At 60.9% G+C, this 15,736-nt stretch carries 14 protein-coding genes; 7 read left to right on the top strand and 7 right to left on the bottom strand.

The window, feature by feature from the left end:
* Together xylB and KGA89_RS29915 are read left to right on the top strand one after the other, a co-directional pair.
* Nucleotides 1-1,488: a xylulokinase gene (gene xylB, locus KGA89_RS29920; RefSeq protein WP_223473234.1), complete on the top strand. Its 1,488-nt coding sequence runs from the start codon at nucleotides 1-3 to the stop codon at nucleotides 1,486-1,488.
* Nucleotides 1,489-1,500: 12 nt separating this feature from the next.
* Nucleotides 1,501-2,439 (top strand): carbohydrate kinase family protein, encoded by a 939-nt coding sequence (locus tag KGA89_RS29915; RefSeq protein ID WP_223473233.1) that lies wholly within the window; start codon nucleotides 1,501-1,503, stop codon nucleotides 2,437-2,439.
* 85 nt (nucleotides 2,440-2,524) lie between these two features.
* Here the strand turns inward: KGA89_RS29915 and KGA89_RS29910 are convergent, their stop codons facing one another.
* Nucleotides 2,525-2,806, bottom strand: coding sequence for a DUF1652 domain-containing protein (locus KGA89_RS29910; RefSeq protein WP_223473232.1), 282 nt, complete (start codon nucleotides 2,804-2,806; stop codon nucleotides 2,525-2,527).
* A gap of 31 nt (nucleotides 2,807-2,837) precedes the next feature.
* Here KGA89_RS29910 and KGA89_RS29905 point away from each other — a divergent pair, with 31 nt between their 5' ends.
* Nucleotides 2,838-3,005 (top strand): hypothetical protein, encoded by a 168-nt coding sequence (locus tag KGA89_RS29905; RefSeq protein WP_223473231.1) that lies wholly within the window; start codon nucleotides 2,838-2,840, stop codon nucleotides 3,003-3,005.
* A 186-nt stretch (nucleotides 3,006-3,191) separates the two neighbouring features.
* On the opposite strand, the gene ilvA is transcribed toward KGA89_RS29905, so the two are convergent.
* From ilvA to KGA89_RS29890, 3 genes are all read right to left on the bottom strand, one after another.
* On the bottom strand, nucleotides 3,192-4,199 hold the full coding sequence (gene ilvA, locus KGA89_RS29900) for a threonine ammonia-lyase, biosynthetic (protein ID WP_223473230.1): 1,008 nt from the start codon (nucleotides 4,197-4,199) through the stop codon (nucleotides 3,192-3,194).
* Between the two features lie 331 nt (nucleotides 4,200-4,530).
* A complete protein-coding gene (locus KGA89_RS29895; RefSeq protein ID WP_223473229.1) occupies nucleotides 4,531-5,679 on the bottom strand; it encodes a PQQ-dependent sugar dehydrogenase in 1,149 nt (382 codons plus the stop codon).
* Nucleotides 5,680-5,726: 47 nt separating this feature from the next.
* Nucleotides 5,727-6,068, bottom strand: coding sequence for a hypothetical protein (locus KGA89_RS29890; protein ID WP_013693481.1), 342 nt, complete (start codon nucleotides 6,066-6,068; stop codon nucleotides 5,727-5,729).
* 262 nt (nucleotides 6,069-6,330) lie between these two features.
* Here KGA89_RS29890 and KGA89_RS29885 point away from each other — a divergent pair, with 262 nt between their 5' ends.
* Both KGA89_RS29885 and ligD read left to right on the top strand, forming a co-directional pair.
* Nucleotides 6,331-7,218 (top strand): Ku protein, encoded by an 888-nt coding sequence (locus KGA89_RS29885; RefSeq protein ID WP_223473303.1) that lies wholly within the window; start codon nucleotides 6,331-6,333, stop codon nucleotides 7,216-7,218.
* A gap of 31 nt (nucleotides 7,219-7,249) precedes the next feature.
* Entirely contained in the window at nucleotides 7,250-9,220 is a 1,971-nt protein-coding gene (ligD, locus tag KGA89_RS29880) for a DNA ligase D (RefSeq protein WP_223473228.1), read from the top strand.
* A 100-nt stretch (nucleotides 9,221-9,320) separates the two neighbouring features.
* On the opposite strand, the gene lpxO is transcribed toward ligD, so the two are convergent.
* Nucleotides 9,321-10,220 (bottom strand): lipid A hydroxylase LpxO, encoded by a 900-nt coding sequence (gene lpxO, locus KGA89_RS29875; RefSeq protein WP_027911600.1) that lies wholly within the window; start codon nucleotides 10,218-10,220, stop codon nucleotides 9,321-9,323.
* Nucleotides 10,221-10,625: 405 nt separating this feature from the next.
* Between lpxO and KGA89_RS29870 the strand changes: the two genes are divergently transcribed.
* Both KGA89_RS29870 and KGA89_RS29865 read left to right on the top strand, forming a co-directional pair.
* Nucleotides 10,626-12,215: an ABC-F family ATPase gene (locus KGA89_RS29870; protein WP_003181279.1), complete on the top strand. Its 1,590-nt coding sequence runs from the start codon at nucleotides 10,626-10,628 to the stop codon at nucleotides 12,213-12,215.
* Nucleotides 12,216-12,450: 235 nt separating this feature from the next.
* Nucleotides 12,451-13,644: an MFS transporter gene (locus tag KGA89_RS29865; RefSeq protein ID WP_223473227.1), complete on the top strand. Its 1,194-nt coding sequence runs from the start codon at nucleotides 12,451-12,453 to the stop codon at nucleotides 13,642-13,644.
* A 143-nt stretch (nucleotides 13,645-13,787) separates the two neighbouring features.
* On the opposite strand, the gene KGA89_RS29860 is transcribed toward KGA89_RS29865, so the two are convergent.
* Both KGA89_RS29860 and KGA89_RS29855 read right to left on the bottom strand, forming a co-directional pair.
* Nucleotides 13,788-14,825 (bottom strand): alpha/beta hydrolase family protein, encoded by a 1,038-nt coding sequence (locus KGA89_RS29860; RefSeq protein ID WP_003202350.1) that lies wholly within the window; start codon nucleotides 14,823-14,825, stop codon nucleotides 13,788-13,790.
* Between the two features lie 185 nt (nucleotides 14,826-15,010).
* Entirely contained in the window at nucleotides 15,011-15,619 is a 609-nt protein-coding gene (locus KGA89_RS29855) for an FMN-dependent NADH-azoreductase (protein ID WP_214510242.1), read from the bottom strand.
* Between the last annotated feature and the right edge of the window lie 117 nt (nucleotides 15,620-15,736).

The following is a 15,736-nucleotide window of genomic DNA, read 5'->3' as shown; positions in this document are numbered from 1 at the left end:
ATGGCAAACCAACAACTGTTCCTGGGCATCGACTGCGGCACCCAAGGCACCAAGGCGCTGATCCTGGACGCGACCAGTGGCCAGGTCCTGGGCCAGGGTGCCGCGGCGCACGCCATGATCAGCGGTCCCAACGGTCGCCGCGAACAAGACACCCAGCAATGGCTTGATGCATTCACCCAGGCGACGCACCAAGCCTTGGCGGACGCTGGGGTCGATGGCCAGGCGATCCTCGGCATCGGCGTCTCCGGCCAGCAACACGGCCTGGTGTTGCTCGATGACCAAGGCCAGGTGCTGCGCCCGGCCAAGCTGTGGTGCGACACCGAGACAACGCCGGAAAACGATCGACTCCTGGCGCACCTGGGTGGTGAAGACGGCAGCCTCGAACGCCTCGGCGTGGTGATCGCGCCAGGCTACACGGTTTCCAAGCTGCTCTGGACGCGGGAGCAGCATCCCCAGGTTTTCGAACGCATCGCCAGCGTCCTGCTGCCTCACGACTTCCTCAACTACTGGCTCACCGGCCGCCATTGCAGCGAATACGGCGACGCCTCGGGAACCGGCTACTTCAACGTACGCACCCGCCAATGGGACGTGCAACTGTTACAACACATCGACCCCAGCGGTCGCTTGCAAGCAGCGCTGCCGGAACTGATCGAGGCCCATCAACCGGTCGGACGCATCCTGCCGGCCATTGCTGCGCACTTGGGCATCAACCCCGAGGCGGTGGTGGCCAGTGGTGGTGGCGACAATATGATGGGCGCCATCGGCACCGGGAACATCCAGCCCGGCGTGATCACCATGAGCCTCGGTTCCTCCGGTACGGTCTACGCCTATGCCGCCGAACCTGCGGTCAGTCCACAGCCGTCCGTGGCGACGTTCTGCTCCTCCAGCGGTGGCTGGCTGCCGTTGATCTGCACCATGAACCTGACCAACGCCACCGGGGCGATTCGCGAATTGCTGGCGCTGGACATCGACACGTTCAACGCCCTGGTGGTCCAGGCTCCGATTGGCGCCGAGGGCGTGTGCATGCTGCCGTTCCTCAACGGCGAGCGTGTTCCCGCCCTGCCCCACGCCACCGGCAGCCTGCTGGGCCTGACCACCACCAACCTGACCCGGGCCAACCTGTGTCGCGCCGTGGTCGAAGGCACGACCTTCGGTTTGCGCTATGGCTTGGACCTGCTGCGGGCCAACGGACTCCAGGCCCAGAGCATTCGCCTGATCGGCGGTGGTTCGAAGAGCGCGGAGTGGCGGCAGATCGTCGCCGACATCATGGACACCACGGTCATTTGCACCGAACAGAGCGAAGCAGCTGCCTTGGGGGCGGCGATCCAGGCAGCATGGTGCCACTCCGGTTCACAGACAGGCTTGGCCGAACTGTGCGAGCGCTGCGTCAAGCTCGACCCGAGCAGCGAAACCCTGCCAATCGCCGCGCATGTCGCGGCGTCGCAACAGGCTTATGAACGTTATCGACAACACGTCGCAACCCTTTGAGAGCGGGAAACTATGTATTTGGTGTGTGGTGAAGCGCTGTTTGATTTTTTCAGTGAGACCGAGGCGGATGGCCCGGCCTCGCAAGTGAACTACAAGGCTATTGCCGGTGGTTCACCGTTCAACGTGGCCGTGGGGCTGCGTCGCCTGGGTGTTGAATCGGCGCTGTTTACCGGGTTGTCCACCGACTACCTGGGACGACGCTTGCAGCAGGTTTTGCTCAATGAAGGTGTCAGCGCCCAATATCTGGTGGACTTCGACGCACCAACCACCCTGGCGATGGTCGCCGTAGGCGCCAATGGTTCGCCCCACTACAGTTTTCGCGGCGAAGGCTGTGCGGACCGACAACTGAGCCTGGCGCATCTACCGGACCTGGGCCCCGAGGTACGCGGCTTGCATTTCGGCTCGTTCTCGCTGGTGGTCCAGCCCATCGCCGATACGCTCCTGGCCCTGATGCAACGCGAAAGCGGCCGCCGCCTGATCAGCCTCGACCCGAATGTGCGACTCAACCCGCAGCCGGATATCGAGCTGTGGCGCTCGCGGATTGCGACGCTGGTGCAATATGCCGACCTGGTCAAGGTCAGTGACGAAGACCTGAACCTGCTCTACCCCGGGAAAGAACCGGAGTCGATCATCGAAGGTTGGCTGGGGAACCGCTGCCAATTGGTCTTCCTGACCCGTGGCGGCCAGGGCGCTACGGTCTTCAGTCGCCAACACGGCTCATGGTCGCTGCCGTCCTGTCCGGTGACGATCGCCGACACCGTGGGTGCAGGCGATACCTTCCAGGCCGCACTGATTGCGTGGTTGACTGAACAACAATTGGATTCGATCGAGGGCTTGCACACCCTGACCCGGGAACAGATCAGCGCAATGCTTGAGTTCGCCATTCGCGCGGCCGCCCTGACTTGCGGCAAAACCGGGCCAGACCTGCCCTATAGGCAACAATTGAACTGAATGGCGCATCGCAGCTAAAAAAACTGGACGCCGGGTTCGGACATGACCGGACCCGAGCGTCAGGCTTACAAGGACAAGGCCGTTATCAGCGGCCAGTCATCCGCTGGTGTTGCTGATGAAAGTGATTGCCAGCGGCAGGGTTACGGTCAAGTTCCGTACGCAACTCGGCGATCAGGTCGTTGATGGCCCGGCAACCGGTGAGTTTCCTGGCATCAATGTCGGTTTTGATCAAGGCCACGTGATCGGTCTTGTGGTCATCGAAGATCTTGATCGTCATCGTCAGCTCAGGTGACAACGTGCATTGCGAGCGCTTGGGCAACAAGCTGCTTTCAATGATGTTTCGCATTTCGAGGGCAGATAGAAACATGGCGACTCTCTCCTGTTGAGGCGGCCAACTTATGTTCACGCCGACGGTATTTTCGTCCGTTTTCTTCCCTGCGGACTGGGACTACGAATACCGTGCCGTTCGTTCGTTCTTTTTAGCGTTTTCAGTCAACGAGTTCGCCAGGCGAACTCTTGAATCATCCCGCAAGAAGCATGCCTGTATTGAAGACATTGCGGATTGATCTGAATCAAGCGCTTAGCTTCGTCCCGCGCCAGAGAGCTCGTGCAAAATGCAAGGAAACGCTACTTTTTCCATGCAAACTGCAATCGCTTTTATCCTGTTCGCAATCTAGATTAGCCCCTATTGCGAAGACGCAAGTGGGCATCCGTCGCCTGCTTCAAAAAAAGTGTGACGTAGCGTAAAAAACTCAAAATGCGCCCACCGCCGCACGCTCGGCCACGTGGCGCAAGCTGTCGAAATTGATATTGGCACCGGAATCGATCGCCACCAGCGTCTGGCCTCGCGCGCCCGTGTGCGCCACGTATTGCTTGATACCTGCCACCGCCAGTGCGCCCGACGGTTCAGTGATGGAACGGGTATCGTCATAGATGTCCTTGATCGCGGCGCACAGTTGATCGTTGCTCACGGTCATCACTTCATCGACATAGAAACGGCAGATATCGAAGCCATGGGCGCCAATCTGCGCCACCGCCACGCCATCGGCGAAGGTTCCCACCTCTGGCAAGGTCACCCGCTCATCGGCTGCCAGCGCCGCCTGGAGACAGGCAGAATGCTGCGACTCGACGCCGATGATGCGCACTTCCGGGCGCAGGTACTTGACGTAGGCCGCGATCCCGGCAATCAGCCCACCGCCGCCGACCGGGACGAAAATCGCATCCAGCTGGCCGGGGTGTTGGCGCAGGATTTCCATGGCGACGGTACCCTGCCCGGCGATCACGTCCGGGTCATCGAAAGGCGAGACGAACTCCCGCCCGGTCTGCTCGGCCAGGTCCAGCGCGTGCGCCAGGGCAAATGGAAAGCTTTTCCCGTGCAGAATCGCTTCGGCGCCTCGGTTGCGCACGCCCAGCACCTTCAATTGCACAGTGGTCACAGGCATGACGATGCTGGCCGAAATCCCCAATTCCCGTGCCGCCAGCGCGACACCCTGGGCATGATTGCCGGCGGACGCGGTGATGACGCCACGGGTACGCTGCTCCGGGGTCAGTTGCACGAGTTTGTTGTAGGCACCGCGGATCTTGAAGGAAAAAGTCGGTTGCAGGTCTTCGCGCTTGAGCAGGATCCGGTTACCCAAGGCCTCGGACAATGCGGGAGCCGCTTGCAGCGGCGTGCGCACGGCCAGCTCATAGACCGGCGCGGCGAGAATCTTCTTAACGTAGTGCTCAAGCAGGGCTTGCTCGGTGCGGGTAACGGTCATGGCGATCTCCTGGTTCGGGCAGAGCCCAGGAGACAGAAAGAAAAAACCCGCCTCCAGGGCGGGTTGGGTGCAGCCGTCAGCTAACCCGCCAAATAAGGAATGGCGGTAATAATGCTTGGCTGGCTGCGCAGTACGGTTGAAGTCATGGGTGGAAATTAGCGGTGCGTTGGTGGCAAGTCAATGGCAAATATTGATTAGCTGTAGCGACAGTCTCAAGTGAACAGCATTACCTGTGGGAGCGAGCTTGCTCGCGATAGCGGTGTGTCAGTCAGCATCAATGTCGGTTGACCCAAAGCCATCGCGAGCAAGCTCGCTCCCACATTTTCTACAATTACTTGAGTCCGACCTTATACAACGCCCCGTCGTCCTCATCCGTCAGCACATACAGGTAACCGTCCGGCCCCTGGCGAACATCCCGCACTCGCGCCTTGAGCTCACCCAGCAAACGCTCTTCGTGGACGACCTTGTCGCCCTGCAATTGCAGGCGGATCAGTTCCCCGGGCACCAGCGCCCCAATGAACACGTTGCGCTGCCAGGCCTTGAAACGATCATGGTCGTAGAACGCCATGCCGCTGAGCCCCGGTGATACCTGCCAGACATGGTGTGGGCCAACGGTGCCCTCGACGGTCTTGCCCTGGGCTTCGGGAATCGGGGCACCGGAGTAGTTGATGCCATGGGTCGCCGATGGCCAGCCGTAGTTCTTGCCGCGCTCGATGATGTTCATCTCATCACCGCCCTTGGGCCCGTGTTCGTTCTCCCACAACGTGCCATTCCAAGGGTTGAGGGCCGCACCCTGGGGGTTGCGCATGCCGTAGGACCATATCTCGGGACGGACATTTTTCTGGCCGACAAAGGGGTTGTCGTCGGGCACCTTGCCGTCGGGGTAGATGCGCACGACCTTGCCTTGCAGCTTGTCCAGGTCCTGGGCCGTGGGCCGCTCGTTGTTTTCCCCCAAGGTAATGAACAGATAACCGTCGCGGTCGAAGACCAGGCGCGAGCCAAAGTGGTTGCCCGTGGACAACTTGGGCTGCTGACGGAAGATCACGTCGAAATTCTTCAGGCTCTTGAGGTCTTCGGACAGTTGCCCGCGCCCCACGGCGGTGCCGGCCTTGCCGTCTGCGCCCGCCTCGGCATAAGACAGGTAGACGGTGCGGTCCTGCTTGAAGTCGGGCGACAGCACCACGTCCAGCAGACCGCCCTGGCCCTTGGCCCACACTTCTGGCACGCCACTCAAGGGTGCGGACAATTGGCCATCGGGGCTGACCACGCGCAGGTTGCCCGGTCGCTCCGTCACCAGCATGCCCTGCTGGCCAGGCAAGAATGCGACGGACCAAGGGTGCTCCAGCCCCTTGACCACGGTGGTCACTTCCACGGTGCCCTCCTCGCTCTTGAATGATTGGGTCGGCGCGCCAGCCGCCGGCGTGGCAAGGGTCAGGGCAGCGCTGGCGCAACATGCGGCCAGGAGTGTTTTACGCAACATGCACAATTCCTTCTGTGGTGTGAAAAGAGAGCGACGGTCTCCAGTACCTAGCGGTTGCCATTTTGGCTGCTCCTGGGTGGCGTAGGAGACTCGATGGTGGGACGCGGCGAACCCGAGGGCTGGCCGGACCGGGGATACCCATTGCCGATGCCGCCGTTTTCCAGGGTCGGTGGGCGCGGTACCGGTACCGTAGGGTTGTCATGAATCGTCGGCACATTGGACCGCGTGCCCTGCATGCTGTTGGGATTGGCCCGCCGCGTCGGGCTGTTATAGGGATTGTTGTTGCCCGGCAGATTCTGGGCCAGAACCACGGGGCCTCCGCCCGGCGTGGCGGCTTGGGCGGCGGCGGTCAGCAATAGCGTCATGATGGCAATTATCAGCCTGTTCATTCGGACACCTCTTGAGTTCAGGCATATCGAAAACACGCTACGCCGCAGGTTCGCCCTTGTTAAGCGAAATGTCCGGGTGAAGATGTAACGAAGAGTCTCCAAACCAATGTGGGAGCGAGCTTGCTCGCGATAGCGGAGGGTCAGCTTGCGTCAATGGCACCTGTACCGTCGCCATCGCGAGCAAGCTCGCTCCCACAGCGGAAACTTTTCCCAAGGCGCGAAGGTCACCAGAAAGACATCCACCGGCAAGGACAACACCACCATGGCACGGGCAATCTGGAAAGGCGCAATCAGTTTCGGGCTGGTCCACATTCCTGTCGCGCTGGTGTCGGCCACCTCGTCCCAGGGTGTGGATTTTGACTGGCTGGACAAACGCAGCATGGACCCGGTGGGCTACAAACGGGTCAACAAGGCCACGGGCAAGGAAGTGACCAAGGACGACATCGTCAAGGGCGTCCAGTACCAGAAAGGCCAGTACGTGCTGCTCAGCGAGGAAGAAATTCGTTCCGCCCACCCCAAGTCCACCCAGACCATCGATATCTTTGCCTTTGTCGACAGCGAGAAGATCCCGTTGCAAAACATCGACACGCCCTACTTTCTCGCCCCCGACAAACGCGGTGGCAAAGTCTATGCCCTGCTGCGCGAAACCCTGATCAAGACCAACAAGGTCGCCCTGGCCCATGTCGTGCTGCACACCCGCCAGCACCTGGCGGCGCTCATGCCCCTTGAATCGGCGCTGGTACTGGTGATGCTGCGCTGGCCTGCGGAGGTACGCGACCTTGATGTCCTGGAGCTGGGCGACGAGGTGACGAACCCGACCCTGGCCAAGGGCGAGCTGGAAATGGCCAAGCGTCTCGTGGAAGACATGAGCGCCGACTGGGAGCCGCAAGAATACCGGGACAGTTTCGAAGACAAAATCATGGAACTGGTGGAGAAAAAGGCCAACGAAGGCCGCCTCGAAGCGGTGGAAACCGACCCGGGCGAAGAACGCAAGACCGCCGATGTCATCGACCTCACCGAGTTGCTCAAGCGCAGCCTGGGCAGCAAGGGCAAGGCCACCGACAAATCCGCCGGGAAGCCCCTTGCAAAACCTGCGAAAGCCGGCAAATCCGCTCCTGCCAAAAAAGCCACCAAGGCCTCCCGGGGGTAAACCCTGGCGTGCGCAATACAAGGGAATCGTCATGGCCAACGCCGAGAGTGAATCTGCCCGTTTGTCCAACGCCAAACCTGACGCTACGACGACGGCCCGCAAGGCGCCTCAAAACCGCCTGCCCGAGCGCCTGGCGCCGCAATTGGCCACGCCCGTGGAAGAGCCGCCCACCGGCGAATGGCGCTATGAAGTCCAATTCCACGGTTATCGACTGCTGACCCGCATCGAACATGGCGAAGTCCGCTTGTTCAATCGCAATCACCAGGACTGGACCGAGCGGCTGAAGCTGCATGCCGACGCCCTGGCCGGGTTGAACCTGGGGGACAGTTGGCTCGACGGCGAACTGGTTCTGCTCGATGAGACCGGCCACTCCGATTTCGCGGCCCTGCGCCAGGCCTTCGACATCAGCCGCACCGTCGACATGGTGTATTTCCTGTTCGATGCGCCGTTCCTCAATGGTGCCGACCTGCGCCAGGCGCCGGTGGAAGAGCGTCGTGCAGCCCTGAAAAAAGCCCTCGGCAACAACGCCAGCAAGCGCCTGCGCTTTTCCGAGTGGTTTTCCGCCAGCCAGCACGACATGTTCGAAAGCGCTATCGCGCTCTCACTGGACAGCGTGGTCGGCAAGCGCCTGGGCAGCCCCTATATGTCCCAGCGAAGCGCCGATTGGGTAAAACTCAAGTGCCGGTTGCGCCAGGCTTTCGTCATCGTCGGGTTCACCCACCCCCAAGGCAAGCGCAGCGGTTTCGGCGCGCTGTTGCTGGCTGTCAACGGGCCCTCGGGGCTGGTGTACGCCGGTCGGGTCGGGACAGGGTTCAGCCAGGCGCAAATCAAACAATTACACGCGCAACTGTGCGCGCAGCAGCGCGAGACTTCGCCACTGGCGTTGCCACTCGACGGTGTGCGGGGGCGCGGCGTGCAATGGGTCGAGCCCGGCCTGACCTGCGAGGTCGAGTTCACAGAATGGAGCCGCGACAACCAGGTGCGCCAGGCTATTTTCCTGGACTTGTCGAGCACTATGCCGGCCAACAAGGTAGTTCGCGAACAGCCCCTGCCGATAAAGCCCGCGACACCAGAACCCAAGCGTCGCAGCAAAGCCCGCGCGGCCAAAGTCGACGGCGTGACAATCACCCACGCCGATCGGGTCATCGACAGTGTCAGCGGTGTGCAAAAGGCCGAGCTGGCGCAGTATTACCTGGACATCGCCCCGTGGATCCTGCCGCACCTCAAGCAGCGGCCGGTCGCGCTGCTGCGGGCACCGGACGGTATCGGCGAAGAGCAGTTCTTTCAAAAACACGCCGATCGCCTGGAGATTCCCCATATCAAACAGCTGGATCCGCGACTGGACCCAGGCCATGCGGCGCTGATGGAAATCGATGACATCCACGCCCTGGTCAGCGCGGCGCAGATGGGCACGGTGGAACTGCACACCTGGACCGCGACCCACGACCGGATCGAGACCCCCGACCTGTTTGTCCTGGACCTGGACCCGGATCCTTCGCTGCCCTGGAGCGCCATGATCGAGGCGACCCACATGACCTTGACGGTGCTCGACGAGTTGGGTTTACAGGCTTTTCTCAAGACCAGCGGTGGCAAAGGCATGCACGTGATCGTGCCCTTGGCGAGAAGTGAAGGCTGGGACACCACCAAGGCGTTCGCCAAGGCCATCTCACAGTTCCTGACCCGGCAAATGCCAGAGCGCATCACGGCCACCATGGGACCGAAGAACCGCGTCAGGAAAATATTCGTCGACTACCTGCGCAACGCCCGCGGCGCGAGCACGGTGGCCGCCTACTCGGTGCGCGCCAGGCCCGGCCTGCCGGTGTCGGTGCCGATTGCCCGGGCCGAACTGCAGACCCTGCGCAACGCCCAGCAATGGGACATCTATACCGCCCTGGAACGAGCCAAGGGCTTGGGCGCCGATCCTTGGGAAGGCTACAACCACCGCCAGCGGATCACGGCCAGGATGTGGGAGCAACTGGATGCGCAAAAACCCACCGACTGAATGTAGGAGCTGTCGAGTGCAACGAGGCTGCGATCTTTCCACAACCCATTGAGTCCAGAGCGAACGATCAAGATCAAAAGATCGCAGGCTTCGCCAGCGCCTACATCCAGATAAAGATCACCAGCAAGCCACCAAAGAACGCCCACTTCTGCAGGTAATAAAGCGTGCGGTTGCGTTTTTTCAGGGCCTTGCCCTGCAACCGTATCTTGTAGAGCCTGGAGAACGCCCGGTTCAAGGCACCCGTCCTGTCGCCCGCGTCGTTGGGCGCACCGGCCGCCGCCATCACGGTGCGGCTGAACCAGCGGTTGAACGCGGCTGCCCAGCGAAACTTCATGGGCCGCTCCACGTCGCAGAACAAAATGATGCGGTTCTGGGCGGTGGTGTTCTCGGCGTAATGAATGAACGTTTCGTCGAAGATCACCGCCTCGCCATCGCGCCAATGATAAGGCTCACCATCGACATTGATGTAGCAACCAGCATCGTTGGGCGTTTCCAGGCCCAGGTGATACCGATAGGACCCGGCGTAGGGGTCGCGGTGCCGGACCAGTTTCGAGCCCGGCGGCAACTCGGCGAACATCGCTGCCTTGATCGAGCCGATGCTCTGCACCAGTTCGGTGGTGCGGGGGCACAGCTTCATGGCCGAAGGATGGCTGTCGCCGTACCACTTCAGGTAGAAACGCTTCCAACCGGTCTTGAAGAACGAGTTGAAACCCACATCGTCGTATTGCTCGGAACGTTTGATCTCCCCCGCGTGCAGCAGGCCCAGGCCTTCGGCCCGGATCTCTTGCCAGTGGGCCTGCAACGGGCTCAGGTCCGGGAACTGCGCCGGGCTCAGGAACGGCCTGTTGGGCAGTTTCGAGCACAGGTAAAGCAGGCAATTGATCGGCGCGAGAAACGACGAATGATCGCTCAGCTGGCGTCCGAACTTATGCCGCACGCGACCGCGCAGATGAACGTAGCCAATGGAGAAGATGTAGAGCGCGACTATGATGAGCTTCACGAAAAACCGTCACAATGCTGGAGTGAACAGGTTGTTTCCCCCGAGCCAGCCAAGCGGCAAGGGAGATGGCATAGGGTGAGATGGCATTCTAGCCACAGTTTGTAACCGAAAGTTATCCTTCAATTGTGAAAAACTGTCTTGCCCGGGCAATACCCTATCGTTTATGCGGCCAGACCAGTACAATCGCCGCCAACTATTACGCGCCCCCTTTGGTCGATACCGCAAACGCGGCTTCGGCGCACGTCTACCGGGCCAGGCGCTCCGTATTGCTGCTGTCCTCTTATGCCGGATGGACCCTTGCGCTTGCGACCGCGACGCCTTTGCGCGGTCGGGACGTGCGCAAACAGGTACTGAACAGGTACTGCCGCACCCTTAGCTACTCTGAATGTTCCGCAGGATAAACCTTTGATCTCTACAGCTAACATCACGATGCAGTTCGGCGCCAAGCCACTGTTCGAAAACGTCTCTGTCAAATTCGGCGCGGGTAACCGCTACGGTCTGATTGGCGCCAACGGTTGCGGCAAGTCGACCTTCATGAAAATCCTCGGTGGTGACCTCGAGCCGTCCGGCGGCCAAGTCATGCTCGAACCGAACGTGCGCCTGGGTAAACTGCGCCAGGACCAGTTCGCCTACGAAGAATTCACCGTGATCGATACCGTGATCATGGGTCACGAAGAGCTGTGGAAGGTCAAGGCCGAGCGCGATCGCATCTATTCGCTGCCGGAAATGACCGAAGAAGACGGCATGGCCGTGGCCGAGCTGGAAACCGAATTTGCCGAGATGGACGGCTACACAGCCGAATCCCGTGCCGGTGAACTGCTGTTGGGCCTGGGGATTGGCATCGAGCAGCATTTCGGCCCGATGAGCGAAGTGTCGCCAGGCTGGAAGCTGCGTGTATTGCTGGCCCAGGCGCTGTTCTCCGACCCGGAAGTGCTGCTGCTCGACGAACCGACCAACCACCTGGATATCAACACCATCCGCTGGCTGGAAAACGTGCTGACCCAGCGTTCGAGCCTGATGATCATCATCTCCCACGACCGTCACTTCCTGAACAGTGTCTGCACCCACATGGCGGACCTGGACTACGGCGAGCTGCGCCTGTTCCCGGGCAACTACGACGAGTACATGACCGTGGCGACCCAGTCCCGCGAGCAACTGCTGTCGGACAACGCCAAGAAGAAAGCACAGATTTCCGAGCTGCAGTCGTTCGTCAGCCGCTTCTCGGCCAACGCCTCGAAAGCCAAGCAGGCCACCTCTCGCGCCAAGCAGATCGACAAGATCCAGCTGGCCGAGGTCAAGCCTTCGAGCCGTGTCAGCCCGTTCATTCGCTTCGAACAGACCAAGAAACTGCACCGCCAGGCGGTCATTGTCGAACGCATGGCCAAGGGTTTTGATGGCAAGCCGCTGTTCAAGGACTTCAGTTTCACCGTCGAAGCCGGTGAACGCGTGGCGATCATTGGCCCGAACGGTATCGGCAAGACCACCTTGCTACGCACCCTGGTCAATGAACTGGAACCCGATGCCGGTACCGTGAAATGGACCGACGCCGCAGAGCTGGGCTACTACGCCCAGGACCATGCCCACGACTTCGAGGACGACGTCAACCTGTTCGACTGGATGGGCCAGTGGACCCAGGGCGGCGAACAACTGGTTCGTGGCACCTTGGGCCGCATGCTCTTCTCCAACGACGAGATCCTCAAGTCGGTCAAGGTCATTTCCGGTGGTGAGCAAGGCCGCATGCTGTTTGGCAAGCTGATCCTGCAAAAGCCCAACGTGCTGGTCATGGACGAACCGACCAACCACTTGGACATGGAATCGATCGAAGCGCTGAACCTGGCGCTGGAAAACTACCCGGGCACGCTGATCTTCGTCAGCCATGACCGTGAGTTCGTCTCCTCCCTGGCCACCCGCATCATCGAGCTGAGCGCCGATGGCGTGGTCGACTTCAGCGGCACCTATGACGACTACCTGCGTAGCCAGGGCGTGGTGTTCTAAGGACAGCCCTTGGCTGTTCGCTGCAAAAGCAAAGCCCTGTCCACTGTGACAGGGCTTTTTGTATTGCAAGGGTAAAAAACTGTGGGAGCGAGCTTGCTCGCGAAGGGGTCGGTGCATACAACCTCAGTTGAAACTGAACATCCGCCGTCGCCAGCACATTTAGTTAGCCTGCTTTCTTTTATCCTCTCCTCGCGCCATGATGAGGCTCTCTTACCGCTGCCCGCGAACGAGCCCTATGCCCACGCCCGCACCTGCCTCCAGCTCCCTGTCGATCACCCTGCAGATCGTCTCCATCGTTTTCTACACCTTCATCGCCTTCCTCTGCATCGGCCTGCCCATTGCCGTGCTGCCGGGTTATGTCCACGAACAACTGGGCTTCAGCGCGGTGGTGGCCGGGTTGACCATCGGTTCACAGTACTTGGCGACCCTGCTCAGCCGCCCCATGGCCGGGCGGCTGTCGGACAGCGTCGGCACCAAGCGGGCAATCGTCTATGGGCTGTCGGGGATTGTGCTCAGCGGCGTGCTGACTCTGCTCTCGACCTTGCTGCAAAGCTTTCCCCTGCCCAGCCTGTTGATTCTGATTGTTGGGCGCTTGCTGCTCGGCGTGGCCCAAGGGCTGATTGGCGTGGGCACCATCAGTTGGTGCATGGGCCAGGTGGGTGTGGAGCACACCGCCCGCTCGATTTCCTGGAACGGCATCGCTTCGTACGGAGCCATCGCCATCGGCGCCCCGCTGGGCGTGGTGATGGTCGGTGAGCTGGGGTTCGCCAGCCTGGGCGTCGCCTTGTCGCTGCTGGCCGGGGCGGCGCTGTTGATCATTCGCAACAAGCCGTCGGTGCCGGTCATTCGTGGCGAGCGCTTGCCTTTCTGGGCGGTGTTTGGGCGCATTGCGCCGTTCGGGGCAGGCCTGAGCCTGGCGTCGATCGGCTATGGCACGCTCACCACATTCATCACGCTGTTCTATATCAGTCGCGGCTGGACCGGCGCGGCCTGGTGCCTGACAGTCTTCGGTGTCTGCTTCATCCTGGCGCGGTTGTTGTTCATTTCCAGCATCGCCCGTTTCGGGGGTTTCAACTCGGCCATTGCCTGCATGAGCATCGAAACCCTCGGGCTGGTATTGCTGTGGCTGGCACCGTCCACCGCGTTCGCCCTGGTTGGTGCCGGGCTGGCCGGTTTCGGGCTGTCGCTGGTATATCCGGCGTTGGGGGTGGAGGCCATCAAGCAAGTGCCGAACACCAGCCGGGGGGCCGGCTTGAGTGCCTATGCGGTGTTCTTTGACCTGGCGCTGGCGATTGCCGGTCCGTTGATGGGGGCAGTGGCGTTGAACCTGGGCTATTCGTCGATCTTCTTCTGTGCTGCCTTGTTGTCCCTTACCGGGCTGGGTCTGACTCTGCTGCTGCGTCGCCGAGCCGTAAGCGCACCTTATTGATCGTAATACTGAAGGTCCGGTATTTACTTGTTCTTGTGTGTATATCCGTTACCGCAGAAATGGATATACACACCATCCTTACGTAAAAACCATGCCCCTCGGAACAGAAGATCAGAATCTCCGGGAACGCTTAAGTGAACAGCTTATTGATCAGCCGTCCTCATCCCCGCCCGGGTCGGCTTGCCCAAAGCCTCGCCGAAGAAGCGGCTGGCCTCGGAGATCATGGTGCGGTGGATGTCCTTGCGATCGACACCGTCAGCATCCGTGCACAGCGCCGGCATCGCGGCGATCTGTTCGTCGGTGCACGGTGCCAGGAAAACAAAATGCCCCGCGCCGGCCAGGGTCTTGAAGTCCGGTGCAGTGGGCAGCTTGCGGGCCAGCGCGGCGGCATTCTTGTCGAAGGCCACGAGTTTGTCGCCATCGCCGCTGTACAGCAGCACCGGCACGTGGACATCGGCCAAGGTATGACGGCCAAACTTCAGGCTCAATGGCGCCATCAACAACAATGCCCGGACCCTGGGATCAGCCACTGGTTGCAGGTCATCGCGGTCAACGATCAGTTCGCCTTGGGTATTGCAGGCGTCTCGGTCATCCGGTCGCTCCACGCAGTAGCGGCGCAGACGATTGAGGTCCGGCGTCGCACCGGACAGGATCAACGCGGTTTCGCCACCGGCCGAATAGCCGATCACCCCGACCTGCCCGGCGTTGACGAACGGCGAGAGCATCGGGTCATTGAGCGTGGCGGTGATGGCTTCGGAAATCTGGATCGGCCGCCCGTACAGATTGCTCAGGGTGCCAAGCCGGCTGTGATCCTGGGCGTTGTCGCCAGGGTGAATCACTGCCACCACGACAAACCCCTTGCGTGCCAGGGAGGTGGCCAGGTCATGCAGGGCCAGCGGCGTACCGGTATTGCCATGGGACAGCATCAGCAGCGGAAAACGGCCGATGGCGATCTGGGCGTCTGGCGCGGCATCGATCTGGTAGCCACCCAGCAGGCTGGACTGTTCCCGGTCGGTGGACGGATAAAAGGCGATGGCGTGCATCGGCTGCTGATCCAGCGGATCGAGAAAGCTCAGCTCATGGAAACCGGCGCTCCAATGCGGATGCGGCCCCGGTGCGGCCTGCACTGAACCGAGACTGGCAAACAAGCAAAGCAGCAGCGCTGCACCAAAACGCGTCATCGAATCTTCCACCTTCACCAGCGCACGGGAAGGCCCCGTCGCTCGCCGTCTTGGCCGTGCATAACCTGCGCCAGAAATCCAGGCGCCGAATGCAGTAAAACCCTGCATCCCGGCCATCCAATGACGACGAGAATACAGGGTTTTACGAAGACTGCCCCAATAGCTTTGGTGCCTTCACGCAGGTTTTACGCGGCGGCGAACTGCTGGCCGATTTGCAACGCGGCTTCGCTCATGGCTTTGGTGCGCATGTCATCACCGTAGGCCAGGCCTTCGGCACGGACAACTTCGATATCGGTGATGCCGAGGAAACCGAACACCAGCTTGAGATAGTCCTCGTGACCCACGCCGCTCGGTTGGCCGGCATGCAAACCACCCGAGGTGGAAACGATCACCAGTTTCTTGCCACCACACAGGCCTTCAGGACCGGCTTCAGTGTAGCGGAACGTCTGGCCGGCCACGGCAATGCGGTCGATCCAGGCCTTGAGCTGGGTCGGAATGCTGAAGTTGTACATCGGCGCGGCGATGACCACCGCATCAGCCGCCAGGAACTCAGCCATTGCCGACGCGCTGAGATCGGCTTCGTGCTTGAGAGCTGCGTCGCGCAATTCGGCGCTGGTGCCGGCGGCAACCAGCGTCTGGGCGGAAAAATGGCTGATAGCGTCAGCGGCCAAGTCGCGATAAGTCACCGTGATGCCTGGCTCGGCGGCTTTCCAGGCTTCAACCACTTCACGGCTCAATTGGCGGGAAGCGGAGTTGTCGCCGAGGATGCTCGAATCGATGTGCAGCAGTTTCATGTCAGTGCTCTCCAAGTGAGGACCGCAACCGGGCGATCAATTGGCGACAATCCTATCGATGAAGCCAATGATCGATAAGTCAGCACAAATGCGATAGTTTGTCCCACTGACAGGACA

The organism is Pseudomonas sp. A-RE-22 (assembly GCF_019956035.1).
GTDB classification, from domain to species: Bacteria; Pseudomonadota; Gammaproteobacteria; order Pseudomonadales; family Pseudomonadaceae; genus Aquipseudomonas; species Aquipseudomonas brassicacearum.
Note: the sequence above shows the minus strand (reverse complement) of the source record. Positions and strands in the feature narration are given on the sequence as shown.